At 72.7% G+C, this 17,230-nt stretch carries 20 protein-coding genes and 1 tRNA gene; 8 read left to right on the top strand and 13 right to left on the bottom strand.

The genetic code is table 11. The features are described 5' to 3' along the window. Positions 1-72: 72 nt before the first annotated feature. The 5 genes from ACWDZ4_RS32195 to ACWDZ4_RS32175 form a co-directional block, all read right to left on the bottom strand. Positions 73-273 (bottom strand): antitoxin, encoded by a 201-nt coding sequence (locus ACWDZ4_RS32195; protein ID WP_451511922.1) that lies wholly within the window; start codon positions 271-273, stop codon positions 73-75. A 3-nt stretch (positions 274-276) separates the two neighbouring features. Next, the gene (locus ACWDZ4_RS32190; protein ID WP_451511921.1) at positions 277-1,848 is read right to left on the bottom strand and encodes an FGGY-family carbohydrate kinase; all 1,572 of its coding nucleotides are present in this window, start codon (positions 1,846-1,848) and stop codon (positions 277-279) included. A gap of 70 nt (positions 1,849-1,918) precedes the next feature. Further along, positions 1,919-3,289: an MFS transporter gene (locus ACWDZ4_RS32185; RefSeq protein WP_451511920.1), complete on the bottom strand. Its 1,371-nt coding sequence runs from the start codon at positions 3,287-3,289 to the stop codon at positions 1,919-1,921. A 110-nt stretch (positions 3,290-3,399) separates the two neighbouring features. Beyond that, positions 3,400-4,173, bottom strand: coding sequence for a DeoR/GlpR family DNA-binding transcription regulator (locus tag ACWDZ4_RS32180; RefSeq protein WP_451511919.1), 774 nt, complete (start codon positions 4,171-4,173; stop codon positions 3,400-3,402). Further along, positions 4,170-4,814 (bottom strand): histidine phosphatase family protein, encoded by a 645-nt coding sequence (locus ACWDZ4_RS32175; RefSeq protein ID WP_451511924.1) that lies wholly within the window; start codon positions 4,812-4,814, stop codon positions 4,170-4,172. Before ACWDZ4_RS32175 ends, ACWDZ4_RS32180 begins: the two co-directional genes overlap by 4 nt. A gap of 171 nt (positions 4,815-4,985) precedes the next feature. Between ACWDZ4_RS32175 and ACWDZ4_RS32170 the strand changes: the two genes are divergently transcribed. Both ACWDZ4_RS32170 and ACWDZ4_RS32165 read left to right on the top strand, forming a co-directional pair. Then, positions 4,986-6,029 (top strand): 2-hydroxyacid dehydrogenase, encoded by a 1,044-nt coding sequence (locus ACWDZ4_RS32170; protein ID WP_451511918.1) that lies wholly within the window; start codon positions 4,986-4,988, stop codon positions 6,027-6,029. Further along, on the top strand, positions 6,026-7,492 hold the full coding sequence (locus ACWDZ4_RS32165; RefSeq protein WP_451511917.1) for an FGGY family carbohydrate kinase: 1,467 nt from the start codon (positions 6,026-6,028) through the stop codon (positions 7,490-7,492). Before ACWDZ4_RS32170 ends, ACWDZ4_RS32165 begins: the two co-directional genes overlap by 4 nt. Here the strand turns inward: ACWDZ4_RS32165 and ACWDZ4_RS32160 are convergent. From ACWDZ4_RS32160 to ACWDZ4_RS32150, 3 genes are all read right to left on the bottom strand, one after another. Next, complete coding sequence (locus tag ACWDZ4_RS32160; RefSeq protein WP_451511916.1) at positions 7,489-7,614, bottom strand: hypothetical protein; 126 nt, start codon at positions 7,612-7,614, stop codon at positions 7,489-7,491. The two genes, ACWDZ4_RS32165 and ACWDZ4_RS32160, sit on opposite strands and share 4 nt — an antisense overlap. 22 nt (positions 7,615-7,636) lie before the next feature. Next, positions 7,637-8,704 (bottom strand): fatty acid desaturase family protein, encoded by a 1,068-nt coding sequence (locus ACWDZ4_RS32155; protein WP_451511915.1) that lies wholly within the window; start codon positions 8,702-8,704, stop codon positions 7,637-7,639. A 502-nt stretch (positions 8,705-9,206) separates the two neighbouring features. Further along, positions 9,207-9,701, bottom strand: a complete 495-nt coding sequence (locus ACWDZ4_RS32150) for an NUDIX domain-containing protein (RefSeq protein ID WP_451511914.1) — start codon at positions 9,699-9,701, stop codon at positions 9,207-9,209. A gap of 132 nt (positions 9,702-9,833) precedes the next feature. Between ACWDZ4_RS32150 and ACWDZ4_RS32145 the strand changes: the two genes are divergently transcribed. Beyond that, positions 9,834-10,589 (top strand): ZIP family metal transporter, encoded by a 756-nt coding sequence (locus tag ACWDZ4_RS32145; RefSeq protein ID WP_451511913.1) that lies wholly within the window; start codon positions 9,834-9,836, stop codon positions 10,587-10,589. A 75-nt stretch (positions 10,590-10,664) separates the two neighbouring features. Here the strand turns inward: ACWDZ4_RS32145 and ACWDZ4_RS32140 are convergent, their stop codons facing one another. Together ACWDZ4_RS32140 and ACWDZ4_RS32135 are read right to left on the bottom strand one after the other, a co-directional pair. Further along, complete coding sequence (locus ACWDZ4_RS32140; RefSeq protein WP_451511912.1) at positions 10,665-11,762, bottom strand: sialidase family protein; 1,098 nt, start codon at positions 11,760-11,762, stop codon at positions 10,665-10,667. Between the two features lie 290 nt (positions 11,763-12,052). Beyond that, positions 12,053-12,556, bottom strand: coding sequence for a metallophosphoesterase family protein (locus ACWDZ4_RS32135; RefSeq protein ID WP_451511911.1), 504 nt, complete (start codon positions 12,554-12,556; stop codon positions 12,053-12,055). A gap of 189 nt (positions 12,557-12,745) precedes the next feature. On the opposite strand from ACWDZ4_RS32135, the gene ACWDZ4_RS32130 reads away from it, so the two are divergent. From ACWDZ4_RS32130 to ACWDZ4_RS32120, 3 genes are all read left to right on the top strand, one after another. Then, positions 12,746-12,821, top strand: a tRNA-Trp gene (locus ACWDZ4_RS32130). Between the two features lie 211 nt (positions 12,822-13,032). Further along, positions 13,033-13,224, top strand: coding sequence for a DUF6381 family protein (locus tag ACWDZ4_RS32125; RefSeq protein ID WP_344494135.1), 192 nt, complete (start codon positions 13,033-13,035; stop codon positions 13,222-13,224). Positions 13,225-13,597: 373 nt separating this feature from the next. Further along, positions 13,598-14,242 (top strand): MMPL family transporter, encoded by a 645-nt coding sequence (locus tag ACWDZ4_RS32120; protein ID WP_451511910.1) that lies wholly within the window; start codon positions 13,598-13,600, stop codon positions 14,240-14,242. Between the two features lie 33 nt (positions 14,243-14,275). On the opposite strand, the gene ACWDZ4_RS32115 is transcribed toward ACWDZ4_RS32120, so the two are convergent. Beyond that, a complete protein-coding gene (locus tag ACWDZ4_RS32115) occupies positions 14,276-14,743 on the bottom strand; it encodes a hypothetical protein (RefSeq protein ID WP_451511909.1) in 468 nt (155 codons plus the stop codon). Positions 14,744-15,385: 642 nt separating this feature from the next. Between ACWDZ4_RS32115 and ACWDZ4_RS32110 the strand changes: the two genes are divergently transcribed. After that, the gene (locus ACWDZ4_RS32110; RefSeq protein ID WP_451511908.1) at positions 15,386-15,814 is read left to right on the top strand and encodes a DUF5709 domain-containing protein; all 429 of its coding nucleotides are present in this window, start codon (positions 15,386-15,388) and stop codon (positions 15,812-15,814) included. A gap of 59 nt (positions 15,815-15,873) precedes the next feature. On the opposite strand, the gene ACWDZ4_RS32105 is transcribed toward ACWDZ4_RS32110, so the two are convergent. Together ACWDZ4_RS32105 and ACWDZ4_RS32100 are read right to left on the bottom strand one after the other, a co-directional pair. Next, positions 15,874-16,149, bottom strand: coding sequence for a GlsB/YeaQ/YmgE family stress response membrane protein (locus ACWDZ4_RS32105; RefSeq protein ID WP_451511907.1), 276 nt, complete (start codon positions 16,147-16,149; stop codon positions 15,874-15,876). Between the two features lie 120 nt (positions 16,150-16,269). Next, on the bottom strand, positions 16,270-16,551 hold the full coding sequence (locus ACWDZ4_RS32100) for a hypothetical protein (protein WP_451511906.1): 282 nt from the start codon (positions 16,549-16,551) through the stop codon (positions 16,270-16,272). 347 nt (positions 16,552-16,898) lie between these two features. Between ACWDZ4_RS32100 and ACWDZ4_RS32095 the strand changes: the two genes are divergently transcribed. Continuing rightward, the gene (locus ACWDZ4_RS32095; protein ID WP_451511923.1) at positions 16,899-17,225 is read left to right on the top strand and encodes an STAS domain-containing protein; all 327 of its coding nucleotides are present in this window, start codon (positions 16,899-16,901) and stop codon (positions 17,223-17,225) included. Positions 17,226-17,230: the final 5 nt, after the last annotated feature.

The raw sequence follows: 17,230 nt of genomic DNA, 5'->3' as shown, positions 1-17,230 counted from the left end.
ATCGCCCGTATCGCCCGCGGTTCGGTCATCACCGCCAAACAGAACGACTACGTGCAGGCGGCCCCCGCGCACTCAGGTCTGGGGCGGCCGGTCCTGGTCCCGGCCCGGGTCCCCGCCGAACTCGTCCCTGAGCTTCTCCTGGGCGGTGTCGACGTGGCCGCTGTACTTGCCCTTGGTCCTGTCGTCGACGGTGTCGCCCGCCTTGTCGATGCCCTTTCCTGTCTGGGCCTCGTGGCCCTTCAGCTTCTGCTTGAGCTTGTCCATCATCGACATGGGTCAGCCTCCTCGCTGTGTCGCCCCCACCCCTCCAGGGTCTCCGCACCCCGTGCGCTCCGCATCCGCGTGGTCCGCATCCGAATGGTCCTCATCCGGCTGGACCCGGCGCGGGGCCAGCCAGCCCCGTGCGCGCAGCTGCGCGACGAATCCCTCGTAGGACTCGTCCAGCGCCGCCCGCTCCCGCTCCACCGGATCGATCTGCCGCCCCGCCGCCGTCATCGCCGCCGCGCTCGCGGAGAGGTCCGGGTGGAGGGTGCCGGCGGCGGCGAGCAGGGCCGCTCCGAACGCGGTCTCGGCCCGTTCGGCGACGCGCAGCGGCCTGTCCAGGACCGTGGCGCGGATCCGGGACCACAGGTCGCTGCGGCTGCCGCCGCCCGCCGCGTGCAGGGGGCCCCGCACCTCGACGCCCAGCGCCTGGACGTGTTCCAGGGCGAGGCGCTCCAGGAAGGCCACGCCCTCCAGGGCCGCCCGGTGCCGGTCGGCCTCGTCCCGCGGCGTCCCGGTGCGAAAACCGCGCGCCTCGCCGCAGACGAACGGGAACCGCTCGCCCTCACGGCGCAGCGGGTAGTCCAGGTACGAAGCCGGGCCACGGGAGTCCGCCGCCGCGTCCAGGCCGGGCAGGCGGGCCGGGTCCACCGAGGCGAGGGCCTCGCCGCCGGTGTTCGAGGCGCCGCCCGGCAGCCACCAGCCGTCGGGGTGGCGGTGGCTGTAGAGGGCGCCCGCCGGATCGGTGACCAGCTCCCGGGTGACGCCCTTGAGGACGTACGTCGTTCCCAGTACGCCCACGAACTGTCCTGGCTCCACGGCGCCCGTGGCGATCTGGCCCGCGCACCCGTCCGTCATGCCGAGTCGGACCCGGCAGCCGACGGGCAGACCGGTCTCGGCCGCCGCCCGCGCCGAGACCGTGCCGGCCTCCGTGCCGGGGGCCCGCACGGCGGGCAGCAGGCCGGAGGGTACGTCGAAGGCGTCGAACACCTCGATGGCCCATTCGCCCGCGCGCGGGTCGTAGCCGGTCTTGAGCGCGTGACTCCAATCGGTGGCCACCGGGTGCCCGGTCAGTCTGCGGCCGAGCAGGTCCGGGGTGTGCAGGAGGAGTTGGCCGGGGCGGGAGCGGTTCGCGTACCAGACGAGCTTTCCGAGCGCGGCCGTCGGGCCGACGGCCAGGCCCAGGGCCCGCCACCGCGGCGCGCCCAGCCCCTGCGCCTCGGCGTTGAGGCCGGCGGCCCGCCGGTCGTCGTACATCAGGGCCGGGCCCACGGGTTCTCCGTCCGCGTCCGCCAGGACCAGTGTCCCGGAGGTGGCGGACACGGCGACCGCCAGGACCTCCCGGCCGCCGCCGGGCAGTGCGGCCGTGGCCTGCCGCAGGGCGGCGGCGGTCGCGGGCCACCAGGCGCGGGCGTCCTGCTCGCTGTGGCCTCCCGCGCCGCGTACCGGCTGGGGCAGCGGCGCCCGCCCCTCGGCGAGGACCCGCCCCCGGGCGTCGGCGCACACCACTCTCACCGCGGCGGTGGCCACGTCGATGCCGGCCACGACGGGGGTGGGGGAGCGGGGTGCGCCGACGGTGCTGCTCATGGCGGGACGTCCTTTCGTGTACACGTGCATGCGTGGACGCGGGAGCGGGTGTGGGGGCGGGGATGCGGGATCAGGTGGTGGCGCGGGCGGCGACCGGTTCGGCGGCGGCCTCCTGGAGGGACTTGCCCTGCACGATGGCCTCCTCCGACGCCCTCGGCAGCTTCAGGAAGAGCGTCAGCACGGCGGCGACGACGTACAGGCCGGCGAAGATCAGTACGACGCCGTCCCGGCCCAGTGGGCCGAGGAACAACGAGACGATCGCGGGCCCCACGAAGGCCGCGCCGCCCGCCCCGAGGTTGAGGAGCGCCATCGCGCCCCCCTTGTTCTCGGGGGCCAGCGACGGCATCAGCGCGGAGATCGGTACGAACCCGGCGAGCGTGGCGCCGTACACCATGCCGACACCGACCGCGACCCAGTAGTTGTCGGTCAGCAGCTTGGGCACGAAGTACAGGGCGAGGACGCTCAGCGCGCAGCCGACCGCGCCGAACCAGCCGATGGTGGTGCGCCAGCCGATCCGGTCGCTGACCACCCCGAAGAGCAGGTTGAAGAAGATGTTGGTGGCGAACATGATCGACAGCAGGCGCAGCCAGTCGCCGTCGGAGAAGCCCATCTCGTCGGTGAAGAACGCCGGGAGGATCACCCAGAGGCCGAACTGCGGAGCGGTGTTGATGACGCGTACGACGCAGCCGACGGCGACCTTCGGGTTGGTCCAGGCGACGGACAGGCTGCGGGCCAGCGACTGGACCGGCTTGACCCCGGGCGGCGCGAGCCGGGAGTACCCGGTCCTTTCGCGCACGCCGAGGAGGCAGAAGGCGCCGCCGATCGCGATCAGGGCCAGCGCGACCCACAGCGTGCCGAACTTCCCGAAGAGCGGGTTGGTGACGGACGCGGTGAGCGAGCCGAGTGTGGGCAGGCCGCCGGTGAAGGCGAAGTAGAACCAGCCGACGGCCGCGCCGAGCCGGGCCACCGGGGCGGTCGCGGTGACCCACACCAGGAAGGAGAAGGCGAAGAGCGGATAGCCGAAGCCGCGCAGGCCGTAGAAGACCAGCATCAGCGTGTAGTTGTCCTGGGCGGCGCCGAGGGTGAGGAACAGGATGTCGAAGACGATCCAGATGGCGAGCCCCATCTGCATCACCCGCCGCGGGCCCCACAGTTCGGACAGGGCGCCCGACAGCCAGGAGGCGAGCATGACCGTGACGCCGTACGCCGTGATCACATAGCTCGCCCGGACCTCGCTGCCGGCGCCGTTGCCCTCGATGAACGGTGCGATGAAGCCGGACTCGACCCCGTCGCCGATCATGAAGATCAGGACGCCGACGAAGCCGAAGAGGAGAGGCCGGGGGATGCCGGCGCGGTCCCAGACCGTCTCCGTGCGGCGTTCGGCGGGCGGGGTACGTCCGGCGGGCGGGGTGCGTCCGGCGGATGCGGCGGTGCTGCTCATTGCTCGTGCCTCCACAGTGAGGTGCCGATGGCCCGCGGACGTACAGCCGCGACGGGAATGCATCATGACCTCTGTGAAATTAACACGCAAGATTTTAGGAAGCCTTGCCGTCAGCCGGTGGCCGCGACGTGGACCTCCGTACGTTCCCTCAGTGCGGCCAGCAGGTCCCCGTCCACCCCGTCGTCCACCACCAGATGGTCGAAGTCGTCGAGCGGGCCGAGCCGGTGCAGCGCGGTCCTGGCCAGCTTCGTGCGGTCCATCAGCAGCACCTTGCGGGTGCCCGAGGCCAGCATCGCCCGCTTGACCAGCACCACGTCCTGCTCCTGGTGGTACGTCATCCGGGCGTCCATCGCCGAGGTGGAGACCAGCACCATGTCCACCGAGAGCGCCTCTATGGCCTCCAGGCAGGGCACGCCCAGGAAGGAGTCGTGGGGATGCGAATACTCCCCGCCCAGCGAGATCAGCCGTATGTCCTCCCGGCCGGCGAACAGGTCGATGACCCGCCGGGCATTGGTCACCACGGTCAGCGGGGCGTGGTCCACCAGCAGCCGGGCCAGCGCGAGCGCGGTCGTGGAGTCGTCCAGCATCACCGACATGCCCGGCTCGACCAGGTCGGCGGCGGTTCTCGCGATGGCCTCCTTCTCGGTGGTGTTGACGCCGAGCCGGTAGTCGAGGTTCGACTCGAAGACCGTCGACGGCAGCGCGGAGACCCCGCCCCGGAAGCGGCGCAGCACCCCGCGCCTGGCCAGCTCGTCGAGGTCCCGGTGGACCGTCATCAGGCTCACGCGGGTGAGCTCCGCGAGTTCGGCCCCGCTCGCCGTCCCGTGTTCCAGTACGTGCTCGGTGATGATCTGCCTGCGGGCTTCCGCGCCGGTCGTCGTCATGTGCCCGAGTTTCGCGTACCGCCGGACAGAGGTGCCCAGGTGGGGACGTTGAGCGACCGCAGGGCGGTGTGGGTGTCCGTCACCTCGACCTCGGTCACGGCCGCGTTGTCCAGCCGGGGGAACACCAGGCGGTAGCGGCCGACCGGGATCGAGAGCATCGCGCACAGCGCCATGCGCAGCAGCGTGTTGTGCGCCACCACCAGGACCGTGCCGCCCGGGTGCTTGCGCGCGAGGCCGCGCAGCGCGACCGAGGCACGGTCCGCGGCCTCGGACGGCGGCTCCGAGCCGGCGAAGGCGCCGAGCTCGGCGTCCTCCAGGAAGCGCCGTACGGCCTCGGGATCCTCGGCCGCCATCTCCGCGATGGTGCGGCCCTCCCCCCAGCCGAAGTCCACTTCGCGCAGCCCTTCGACGACCTCCGGCTCCACACCGAGAGCCTCGGCGGCGGGCCGGGCGGTCAGCCGGGCGCGGCTGACCGGCGAGCAGGCCACGGCGTCGACGCGGCGCCGCTTCGCCCAGCTTCCGAGCTCCTGTGCCTGCCGCAGCCCCTTCGCGGTCAGTGCGACGTCGGAGATGCCGGCGTACCGGTTCTCCGCGTGCCATTCGGTCTCTCCGTGCCGTACGAGCAACAGCCGGGACGTCATCGACATCTCTCCCTCGTCTCCCTCGCGAGCGGCCGGCGCGGACCGGGGCCGTGCCGGTGGCGCATTGCGTCTTCAAAGCAATGCTGTTAAATCTATCAGCGCCAGTGTTAATGACGCTGCGGCACTGTTGAAGCCCGGCGCCACCGCGACCCCCGAGAAGGGCCCCGCCCCATGCGCATCCTTGCCGCCGGTGATCATTTCGTACGCCCCGACCTCCTGTGCACCGCCCTGCGCGAGGAGCTCGGCTCCGCCCCGGAGATCACCGAACTCACCCTGCCCTGGCCGCACGAGCCCTTCGGCCCGGTCGGTGACGTCCAGGAGGCGAGCGGTACGGAGGAACAGCTGGCCGAGGCGCTGGACGGCGCCGAACTCTGCGTGACCCAGATGGCGCCCTTCACCGAGAAGGTCTTCACGGCCTGCCCGGACCTGCGCATGGTCGCCGTCTCCCGGGGCGGCCCGGTCAACGTCGACCTCGCCGCCGCCACCCGCCACGGCGTCGCCGTCTCCTTCGCGCCCGGCCGCAACGCCCCCGCCGCCGCCGAGTTCGCCATCGGCCTGATGCTCACCGCCATGCGCCGCATCACCACCGCCGACGCCGAACTCAAGCGCGGAAAGTGGCGCGGCGACTTCTACGCGTACGACGAGGGAGGCATCGAACTCGACGGCGCCACCGTCGGGCTCGTCGGCTACGGCGCCATCGGCCGCATCGTCGCCCGCGTCCTGCGCGCCTTCGGCTCCCACGTCCTGGTCGCCGACCCCTACACCGACCCGGCGGCCGCCCGCGCGGAGGGCGTGGAGCCGGTCGGGCTCGACGAACTCCTGCGCCGCAGCAGCGTGGTGAGCCTGCACGCCCGCCTCACCCCCGAGACCCACCACCTCATCGACGCCGCCAGACTGCAGTTGCTCCCCGAGGGCGCGGTGCTGGTCAACTCCGCCCGCGGCGGCCTCCTCGACTACGCCCCGCTCCCGGGACTGCTGAGGAGCGGCCGCCTCGGCGCTCTCGCCCTCGACGTCTACGACATCGAACCGCCGCCCGCCGACTGGCCGTTGCACCACGCCCCGAACGTCGTCACCGCCCCGCACCTGGCCGGCGCCACCCGGCAGACCGCGCACCGCGCCGCCGCCATCACCGCCGCCGAGGCCGGCCGCTTCGTCCGCGGGGAGGAGCTCGCCCACCCGGCCAATCCCGAGGTCCAGGAAGCCGCGCGCCCATGAGCGTGATCATCGGCGTCGACATCGGCACCTCCGTCACCAAAGCCGTCGCCTTCGGCAGCGAAGGCACCCCACTGGCCTCGGCCGCCCGCCGCAGCAGCGTGGTGCGGCTGCCCGGCGGCCGCGTCGAGCAGGACCCCGACGACGTCGTCCGTACGGTCGCCGAGGTCATACGGGAAACCACCGCCGCACTCGCCGGACCGCCCGCCGCGCTCGCCCTCACCGGCCAGGGCGACGGGCTGTGGCTGCGCGACGCGGACGGCCGCGCGGTCCGGCCCGCCATCTCCTGGATGGACAGCCGGGCCTCGGACCTCGTCGCGCGCTGGCTGGAGGACGGCACGGTGCAGGAGGTGTACGGGCACACCGGCTCCGGCATGTTCCCCGGCTGCCACGCCCCGCTCCTCGCCCACCTCCAGGAGCACGAGCCGCAGACCCTGCGCCGCGCGGCCACCGCCGGTTACTGCGTGGACGCCGTCGCCCAGCGCCTCACCGGCCGCGTCAGCGTGGACGCCTCCGACGCCACCCTGCCCTTCCTCGACCCGGTGAGCCGCACGTACTCGACCAAGGCGCTCGCCGCCTGCGGACTGGAGGACCAGGCGCACCTGCTGCCCCTCCCCGCCGCGCCCGGAACCGTCCTGACCCTCGACGCCCACGGCGCCGGCCTGCTGGGGCTGCCCACCGGACTGCCGCTCACCGCGGGGCCGTACGACCTGCCGGCCTGCGCGGCAGGCAGCGGCGTGCGCGAGATGGGCGACGGACTGCTGATCGTCGGCACCACCCTCGCCTGCCAGGTCCTCACCGACCGCGTCCGGACGGACGGCTCCGCCGAACCGGCCGGCATGTGGCTGTGCACCCCGGATCCCGACCGCTGGCTGCGGGCGATGCCCGCGATGGTCGGCACCGCCGCACTCGAGTGGTTCCTCGCCCTCACCGGCGCCACCACGGCCGACCTCGACGGCCTGCTCGCCGACAGCCCGCCGGGCGCGAAGGGCGTCACCGCGCTGCCGTTCCTCTCCGGCGCGGGCGAGCGCGCCCCCTTCGTGGACCCGGCGGCCCGGGGCCGCTTCGACGGACTCACGCTCGCGCACACCCGCGCCGACGTGGTGCGCGCCATGTGCGAGGCCATCGGTTACGCCGCCCGCCACTGCCTGGAGACCGCCGGTCTCACCGGTACCCTCGCCGCCTGCGGCGGCGGCACCCGCTCCGGGCCGTGGGCGCAGCTCTTCGCCGACGTCCTGGGGCGTCCGGTCCGCATCCCGCTGGAGAACGAGGTGGGCGCGCTCGGGGCTGTACGGGTGGCGCGCCGCTTCCTGGGCGAAGGCCCGGAGACGGAGCCGCAGTCGTTTCGCACCGTGGAGCCGTGCCGGGCGTCGCGCGCGGTGTACGAGGACGGCTACGCCGCCTACCGCTCCGCGCTCGAGGGGGCCCGGGCCCAGTGGGGCGAAGCGGCCCCGCACGCCCCCTAGACCGACCGCAACCTCGCCCAGGGCGCCCAGGGCGTCCCCGGCAGTACGAACGGCTCCACGTGCACCACGCTCGTCGCGGCGGAGAACCACCGCTTCGACCCGGCGACGGGCAGTACCGTCACCCTCACGCGTCCGGCGGGCGCCCTACGCCTTGGACGGGGCCGCGGCGGCGCGGGCCTCGCGGATCGGGGCTCCTGCCCGGTGGAGGCTGGTGAGCGCCTGCCGGTACGAGGTGATCAGGCTGGTCTCCAGGTAGCCGACGCCCAGCTCCCGGCAGTGGTCCCGGACGATGACCTGGGCCCGGCGCAGGTGGGGGCTGGGCATGCTGGGGAACAGGTGGTGTTCGATCTGGTAGTTCAGCCCGCCGAGCATGAGGTCGGTGAACCAGCCGCCGCGCACATTGCGTGAGGTGAGCACCTGGCGGCGCAGGAAGTCCGGGCGGTCGTCACCGGTCAGGATCGGCATGCCCTTGTGGTTGGGGGCGAAGATGGACCCGAGGTAGACGCCGAACAGGCCCTGGTGGACGGCCAGGAAGGCGATCGCCATGCCGGGCGGCAGCACCAGGAACAGCGCGGCCAGGTAGACCGCGAAGTGCGCGAAGAGCAGCGTGCCTTCGAGCGTACGGTTCTTCAGCGAGCGGTTGGCCAGGGCCCGCACGCCCGCCACATGCAGGCTGAAGCCTTCCAGCGTGAGCAGCGGGAAGAACAGGAACGCCTGCGAGCGGCCGAGCAGCCGGGGCAGCCCCTTGGCCGCGCGCGCCTGGTCCTGGGACCAGACCAGCACGTCGGGCAGGACGTCCGGGTCGAGCTCCGCGTGGTTGGGGTTGGCGTGGTGGCGGGTGTGCTTGTCCTGCCACCACCCGTAGCCCATCCCGATGCCGAGGTTTCCGGCGATCCGCCCGGACCGCTCGCTGGCCCTGCGCAGCCGGAACACCTGGCGGTGGGCCATGTCGTGGGTCACGAGTGCGACCTGGCCGAAGACCAGGGCGAGGAAACCGGCGACCGCCAGGGTCCACCAGCTGTCCCCGACGCGCACGAAGGCGACCCAGCCGCCGACGTAGAGGGCCGTTATCGCTGCGATACGTACCGTGTAGTAGCCGGGGCGGCGGCCCATCAACCCGGCTGCGGTGATCTTCTTCGACAGCTCCGCGAAGTCACTGCCGGTCTGGCGAGGGGGCACGGGCGGGGGGTGGACGGAAGTCTGCACACTCATGGTGAGGACCCTTCTGGTGGGGCGCGCGGAGCGGGGTGTCGTGGGGGCGCGGCGTGGCCGGGTACTTCCGGCGGCGCTCAGCGGCATCGCCGTCGGGGGGCCGCGGGCGCGCGGCGGGGACTCACAGCGGGCTGTGTGCCCGGTTCTCGGCCCGTTCCCCTGGCCGGGGGTCCGATGACCGGGGGAGGCGGGGGGATCGGTCGGGCGGGGCGGCGGCGCCGGGCTGTGGGGCAGCGCGGCCTTGTCCTCGGCGTTCGCCTGCCAGGGGACCGTCCGTGACCTCCTGGGCCCGGCCGGTCAGGCCGTCAGCGGCACAGGCGACGGCTCTTCTTCTTGTCAACGGTAAGGCACATCCGTCGGAGCCCCGCTGTGCCCTTCCTCACCATGCCGCTGTCACCGCGGAGCAACCCGCCGAAGGGGGCGGCGCCTCCCCGCCGTACGGCGCCCGTCACTGCCACCTGCCCGCGCGGAGACCCCCTGCCGGGCGGGTACGGACCGGAGGCTAGCGGTCCGGCGGTGACGGCGGACGCCTGTCCCGCAGGTACCGGGCGAGCCGGTCCAGGAAGACGCGCTGGCCGGTCACGAGCCGGTCGTGGGCGCTTTCGGGCGTGCACCATGCGACCTGGTCGATCTCGGGGAACTCGCACCGGACACCCGACCCCCTCGGCCACTCCATGGTGAACGTCCCGAAGACCGCCAGGGCGGGATCGAGATCCGCCTCGACCGCCCAGACCGTGACGATCTTGCCGCTCGCCTGGCGGGACTCTCCGAGAGGTATCGGTTCACCGTCGGGCACCGGCAGGCCGAGCTCCTCCGTGAACTCCCGGCGAGCGGCCGCCTCGGGCGTCTCGTCCGGCGTGTACTCGCCCTTGGGGATCGACCAGGCCCCGGTGTCACGGCCGGTCCAGAACGGACCGCCCATGTGGCCGATGAGCACCTCGACCCCGGTTCCCGAGGACCGGAAGAGGAGGAGCCCCGCGCTTCGCTTGCCCGACATGCCGTCAAGTGTGCGTGCCGGGGCGCTGCGAAGCCAACGGAAACGGGAAAGGCCGGTCCCCGGGCGGGCCCGTTGGTGTGCGCGGCGCCGCATTCCGGCTGTTCATGTGCGCTGGTGGGGTAAACGGGGCTCATGAGTGAAGTGGTGCAGGCAGGAATGTGGGGACTGGTGGCCGGGTCGGCTCTCCTGCTCGGAGCGGTGTTCGGGTACGGGGTGCGGGTCCCGCAGTGGGTGGTGGCCTCGGTCATGGCGTTCGGCGCGGGGGTGCTCCTGTCCGCGGTGTCCTTCGAGCTGGTCCAGGAGGCGTACGACCAGGCCGGGCTGGTTCCGGCGGCGCTGGGGACGGTGGGCGGGGCGGTGGCCTACACGGCGGGAAACGTGTGGCTGGCGCGCCGGGGAGCCCGGCACCGCAAGCGGTCCGGGCACCGGCAGTCCCAGCCGTCGGAGTCCCAGCAGGCCGGTTCCGGCCTGGCCCTGGCACTGGGCGCCCTGCTGGACGGTGTGCCGGAGTCGGCGGTGATCGGCGTCAGCCTGGCCGACGGCGGGGCCGTCAGTACGGTGACGGTGGCAGCGGTGTTCATCAGCAACGTGCCCGAGGGCCTTTCGAGTTCCGCGGGGATGCGGAAGGCCGGCCGCAGCAAGAAGTACGTCTTCGGCATCTGGAGTGCGATCGCCGCCGCCGGCACGGTCTCGGCGGTGCTCGGTTACGCCGTTGTCGGCGGGTTGCCGACCGGAGTGGTGGCGGCGGTGACGGCAGTGGCGGCCGGTGCGATCCTGGCGATGATCGCCGACACCATGATCCCGGAGGCATTCGAGGACGCCCATCTGGCGATCGGACTGATCACGGTCAGCGGGTTCCTGGTGTCCTTCGCGCTGTCCCACGCATGACCGGACCCGGGCCCGCGCTGTCCCAGACACGACCGGGCCCGGACCACGGGCTCCCGCGTCTTCGTCTTCGTGCTTTCACCCTCCGGACGGTTGTCCGCCGTCACGCCAGGCGGCCGTGTGTTCCCGGGGCAGCGCTGTGAAGCGGATGGTGTCGTGGGAGGCCAGCGGCCCCGTCTCGTAGAGCAGGCCGATGGCGGACGCGCCCGTCTGCACCAGGTCCGAGTAGCCGGCCGGGTCCTCCGAGACCGACCACACCGGCCGCCACGACCGGCCGTCGTCGTCGCTGGCACGCACCTGCATCCGGAGTCGTCTGTCCGGGTGCGACGGCCCGGAGTACAGCAACGGCCCCTTCCCCGGCCGGCCGGAGACCTGGAGCACGCTGCCCTGGACCGTCGGTCCCGCCAGCTGGGGCTGCGGCCGGAAGGGAACGGACAGGGTGCGACCGCCGTCGGCGCTGTAGGCGTCCGCACGGGTTCCCTCGGCCGTCCGGTCGTGGTCGCGGGCGTTGACGTAGACCGTGCCGTCCGGGAGCTCGGCCAGCGTGCTCTCGTTGAGCGCGAGCGGGCCGCTGACCGATCCGCTCACGTATCCGACGTGCCAGGTGTGCCCGCCGTCGTCGCTGTAGAGCGAGTGCGCGCCGCTGAGTCCCGTCGTGCCCGAACTGTGGTTCGCGGGCACCAGCAGCCGGCCCCGGTGGCTTCCGTGCCGCAGGGCGACCGCGTGGCCGGGGCCGACGGCGTACCAGCGCCAGTCCGCGGACTTGACCGATCCGGTGATGTCCCGCTGCCCGGACCACGTCCTGCCGCCGTCGGTACTGCGCTGGACGTACACACGGCGCACCGAGGCGGCGGCCTTCCCGGACATCACTTGCCGCTTCGTGGCACCGCCGATCGTCCGGCAGGTCAGCAGCACGACGTCTCCGCTGCGGGGATCGATCACCGGGACGGGGTTGCCCACCGTGTCCTTCCCGGCGTCGGCGACCAACTGCATCGGCTGCCAGGTGCATCCGCCGTCGAGCGAGCGCCGCAGGACCAGATCGATGTCGCCGTCGTCGGCGGCGGAGTTCCGCCGGCCCTCGGCGAAGGCGAGCAGCGCACCGCCGGGCCCGGGCACGTGGAGCGCGGCCGGGATGCGGAAGGTGTGGTAACCGGACGCCCCCGACCGGTAGGGCACGGAAGGCGCGCACGGCGCCGCTGGCTGGTGTGCCGCGGGTGCCGGAGCCCGGGTCACCCCCAGCCCGGCGACCAGGGTCAGCAGAAGGGCCAGTCGCCGACTGGCAGTGGCACGGAGTCTCATCGCGTCTCTCGTCCGGTGTGGCGTTCCAGGCTTCATCCCGCCTGCCCGGAAGGAACGTAACGGCAGGAAACGCCTGCGCCTGCGAGCGCCACGCCCGCGGAAGGAGGTGGCCGGGCAGCCCGGCGACAGCGGACGCGGCAGCGGCGGCCGCGGCGCCGCTCGGGGCGTCAGCGGCGGCGGGGGAGGCGGTGCAGGCGGACCTCGCTCAGTCGTCCGTCCTCGGCCACAGCGGTCATGCAAGTGCAGTAGGGCTGTCGCCGCCGGTCGGTCGGCGAGCCCGGGTTCAGCAGCCGCAGCCCGCCGGGAGCGGTCGTGTCCCACGGAATGTGGCTGTGGCCGAAGACCAGAACGTCCAGATCGGGGAAGCGCTCCGCACACCTGAGCTCCCGCCCCCGAGCGGCTCCGGTCTCGTGTACGACGCCGAAGCGCAGCCCACCGAGCCCGGCCCGCGCCACTTCGGGCAGCCGCGCCCGCAGTTCGGGACCGTCATTGTTGCCGTACACCCCGATGAGGAGCCGCGCGTGCGCGTCGAGCAGGTCGAGGGCGGCCGTGTCCACCCAGTCGCCGGCATGGATCACGACGTCGGCTTCCCGTGCCCGTGCCAGGAGCTCGGCGGGCAGTTCCCGGGCGCGTGTGGGCAGGTGGGTGTCGGAGGTCAGCAGCAGGCGCACGTACACCACCGTAGGCGCGTCGGCCGTCCCCGGCGCGGACGCCGGGGCGGACCTCGGGGACGGGCGCCCGGGGCGGGTGTTCGTGTGCCGGTTTCCTGCGATCGGGTGACCGTCCGTCAAGCCGGGGAGCCGACACGGGAAAATGACTCGCGTGTCCCACCTCGGCAGTGCGAAGCTGACGCTCGTCGAAGGGGCGTAGCTCAGAGGCCAGAGCGCCGGTCTCCAAAACCGGATGCCGCAGGTTCGACCCCTGCCGCCCCTGCCACCGGCACGTGGCCCACGGACTCCGGACGTGGGCCACGGGAGCCTCCCGCCCGCGGCGCACGGACGCGCCGCGGGCGGCTCTCTTTGCCGGGCTGCCGGGGGTCCCGCCCCTGGCCTGCGCGGATAGCGGTGGGTGACCGTTCGGAATGCGCCGGTGCGCGCGTACTGCTTCGCTAGTGCCGCCCGCTCTTCCCTTCACCCGAGGAGTGATCATGAGCGTTGCAGGTGAGTCCGGCGGTCGTGCCCAGCAGCTGCGCCAGATGGCGCAGGAAGTGGAGCAGGCCGCGGAGCGTGCCACTGACCCGGAGCAGCGTCAGCGGCTGAAGGACAAGGCCCGCCGCCTCAAGGAACAGAGCGAGCAGGCGAGCAGCATGGGCGGCGGGGACATCTACCCCCCGCAGTAGCGCCCTTGCGTCAACACCGGCCGGTGGCTGCCCCCACGCTCCGCGCGTGCGCGAGGCCACCGGCCGGTCACGTTGAGCCGCGGTCGACTCGGCGCTGCGCATGCGGGCCGACTCCCCGGGCGCCCCGACGCCGGCCCGGACCGTGGTCTCCGCGGGCACCCCCGGCGTACACGAGGCCGTCGACGGTCTGCCACCGGCAGGCCACCGGCAGCGGCGGCCTGCCGAGGGAGCCGATCACCTCGGTCGCGGTCGGCGACGCCCGGGCGGTACGGGTCCCGCTCGCCGGAGCCGGCACGGACCCGACGTCGGTACGGGCGCTGGAACACCTGCGCGGCCGCGCCCTGCCGCCCTGCCGGCCACGCTCGGCGCCGCCGTGCCCGACGTGGACCACGCCGTCGCCGGAAAGACGGCCGTACCGCACGATTTCGCCCGCCAGGTGAACAGCCGCACACCGCTGGTCTTCGCCTTCGTCCTCGCCCTGGCGTTCGTCCTGCTGGTCGTCGCCTTCCGCTCCCTGGCCATCCCGCTGGTGTCGATCGCGTTCGATCTGCTGTCGACCGGCGCGGCCTACGGGGTGCCGGCCTCGGTCTTCCAGGAGGGCCGCCCGGAGCCGGTGCTCGGCTTCACCCCGTACGGGGGAGTGGTGAGCCGGCTGCCCCTCTTCATGTTCATCACCCTGTCCGGGCTGAGCACGGACTACCTCGTCCTCGTCCTCAGCCGCGCCCGCGAACGCGGGTCGTCCGGTGCGGACGCCCGCGAGGCCGTGGTCGCCGGCATCGAGGCGAGCGCGGGGGCCGTGACGAGCGCGGCCGTCATCATGACCGGGGTGTTCTCGGTCTTCGTGACGCCGTCCGCCATCGAGTACAGGACGCTGGGTACGGGACTGGCCGTGGCCGTCCTCGCCGACGCGACAGTCGTACGGGGCGTACTGCTGCCGGCTGCCACGTCGCTGCTCGCCGGGCGGGCATGGGCACTTCCGGGCCGGGCGGCCACGAGCGGCGGGCCCCTTCGCCGATGACGTCGGGCGCCGACGACGTCGGGCCGGTGACGGCTACTCCGTCGGCCGCTTGGGGTGCCTACGGCGTTTGGCCACCACGTAAGCCGCGGTCAGAGCGGCGGCTCCGGCTGTCAGCCCGAGGCCGTACGCGGTCTCGGCGCCGCCGCTTCCCTCTGTGGTACTGCCGGTGCCGGCGTCGACCCCACGGGACGGGGCCACGGTCACCTGCCCGGGCTCCGTGGGCCGGACGGGGGCGGCGGTGGCCGTGTCGAGGGGGGCGGCGGTGGCCGTGCCGACGCTGTTCCTGCTGGGCAGGGCCTCGCAGGCGATGCCGTCGTCCGGCCCTTGGTCCTCATCGAGCCGGTTGGGGTCACTCGGGTCTCGCTCGAACTCGGCCTGTGCCTCCTCCTGGAAGGCGAAGTCGCGGCAGTCGAGGTCGACCTGTGCCTGCGAAACGCCGGACAGCTGTGCGGAGGCGGCGACAGCCAGTACCAGGGCAGCCGCAGCTGTGCGAAGGTTCATTTCTCGACCGTAAGTACGGTGATGTTGGTTGGCCAGGGCAGGGATCTTCCGCAGCCGGGGGCCGGCACTCGGCAGTCGGCGACGGCGCATCAGTCGCCGACTGCCCCGAGCGGGTGACCGCCGTGTCGGCGCGGCGGGGCGAGCGGGCGACCGGGCGGGCCGCCGAGCCATGGGGCAGCAGGACACCGTACGGCCAGTTCTGGAGTGACCCCGGCCGCCGCGGAAAGTTACGACCCCGCACGCCACCGCTGCCGCCGCCGAGGGGCACGGGTGAGCAAGGGAGCAGGAGGAATTCCGCCCATGCCGCCGCGGGCCTGCCGTGGGTCCTCAAGCAGCGTGAACCGGTGTCCACCGAGCCGGAAGCCAGGCTGTGAACGCCGGAGGAAGCACAGCGGGCCTCCACCGCGCGGAAATACGTGGGGTGACCACCGGCGCATGAGGGCACTTGTCTTCGAACGCTGGACTCCTAGCGCTGTGCTGTGAGGCCACGCGGTGAGAAATGCGAGAAATGTGGTGTGTTGTGTATCGGGCCGGGTACGCGCAGAAACACGCCGACTCCGAGGGGTGCTTGGGCTGCTGCCCTCTGCGCCGGCTTTTCAGGGAAAACTTCCGCACATCCTTCCGCAGGAGAGGAACCGACGAATGTCCGACGAAACAGCGCGAGGCGACGACGTCTACCAGCCCGCGAATTCAGACGCGGACAACCGGCCGACCGACGACCTCGACATGGAGAACGCTCTTGGAGGGCGGGAGGCCGACGAGATGCAGGTCGAGGGGTACTCACCGCCCGATCAGCCGCTGGCGGTCACCAAGCACGGCACCACGGGCGAGGAGCAGCGCGAGGGCGAAACCCTCGACCAGCGACTGGCGGAGGAAGTGCCCGACGTGCAGCCGCCGGTGGGCGATCAGATCGGCGATCTGCCCGAGGGCGAGGGTGAGCTCTTGGAGGGGACGGCGCCGCAGCGCGACACCGGCGTACCGGGTCAGGACGCCGGCATGGACGGCGCTGCGGCACCGGCCGAGGAAGCCGCGATGCACATCGACTTCCCGGAAGACAACGAGACGCTGTAGACGCCGCAGCCGGAGCGGTTCGGCGGCGGAGCCCCCCCGGGCCGGGCGGACCGGGCGGATCAGGCGTGTGACCGGTTTCGGCCTCCGGTGATCAAGCGGTACAGCACCAGGAGGATGAGCGATCCGACGATGGCCGCGATCCATGTCGACAGCTCGAAGAAGCCGTCGATGGAGTCGACACCGAAGATCACCTTGCCGAGCCAGCCGCCCAGCAATCCACCCGCTACACCGATGAGCATGGTGATGATGATGCCTCCGGGGTCCTTGCCGGGCAGCAGCGCCTTGGCGATGAGACCGGCGAGCAGCCCGATGATGATCCAAGCGATGATGCCCATGGATGTCTCCTTGTCTCGCACGATGTTCACGATGTTTTCGTCTGAGCGCGTAGACCTCGGACGGGTTTTCAAACATGCGGACGCGCGCACGGCGGATGCCGGACGCCGACGGGCCACGGCTCAGGGACGCGGCGCGGAGGCCAGCCGGTCGCACTCCCGGCAGGCCTCCGCCGGGCCGGGGAGAGGTGGAATCCAGGTGTCCCAGGGAGTGGCCGGCTGGTCGAGCGGCGCCGGCTGCATGTTCGTGGTGTCCATACCGCACAGCGTCTGCCGCTCCGGTGCCCGGCCGGTCTCGTCGGTCTCGGCGGCGTGCACGATGCCGATGTCCTCCACTGCGCCCATACCGCCGAGGGACCGCTGGGCAGTGATGGCGACCTCGAATACCGCAGCGTAGCCGTTCACATTTCCACCCTAGCCACGTCCGCGGGCGGCTGCCTGCCGACGTTTTCCCGCGGGTTCTGCGGTCTCTGCGGGCTCCCGGGCCGGGTTGTCCGGCTGCCCGGCGCCCAGGCGCTCCGGTTCCGCACGCCCGTCGTCGCAGCGCTGCCGCACACCAGGCGCCGCGTCCCGGGCTGCCCGGGACGGTGTACGCCGATCGCTGTCCGGCCCCGGCGAGGCGGCGCTGAGCCGTCCACTCGACCAGGCCGGGGCCGGACGGTTGTTCCGCCAGTGGTGGACAGCGCGTTCGTTCGGGCGTTCCCTTGGACGTACCGGCGCATCACCACACGAGGGAGCGCCCAGTGCTCGGAATGATCAACGTCGTGGTCCACCCCACCGGGCCCGGCAGCTGCCGGGTGGCCGTGGCCGGAGACCTCGACGTCGAGACCGCCCCGGAGGTCCGCGCCGCCCTGCACGGTGCGCTGGCCGGGTACGGGCACGTGACCGTGGACCTGTCGGCCCTGCGGTTCTGTGACTGCGCCGGACTGGGCGCGCTGCTGAGTGCTGCCCGTACGGCCAGGGCACACGACGCCGACCTGGCCCTGTCCGCGGTCCCGGACTTCTTGGCCCGCCTCTTGAGGCTGTCGCACAGTTGCGAGGCGTTCACGTGCCGGGAAGAGGCGCTCGGAGACGGCTGACAAGC

The organism is Streptomyces sp. NPDC003016, from assembly GCF_053591455.1.
Note: the sequence above shows the minus strand (reverse complement) of the source record. Positions and strands in the feature narration are given on the sequence as shown.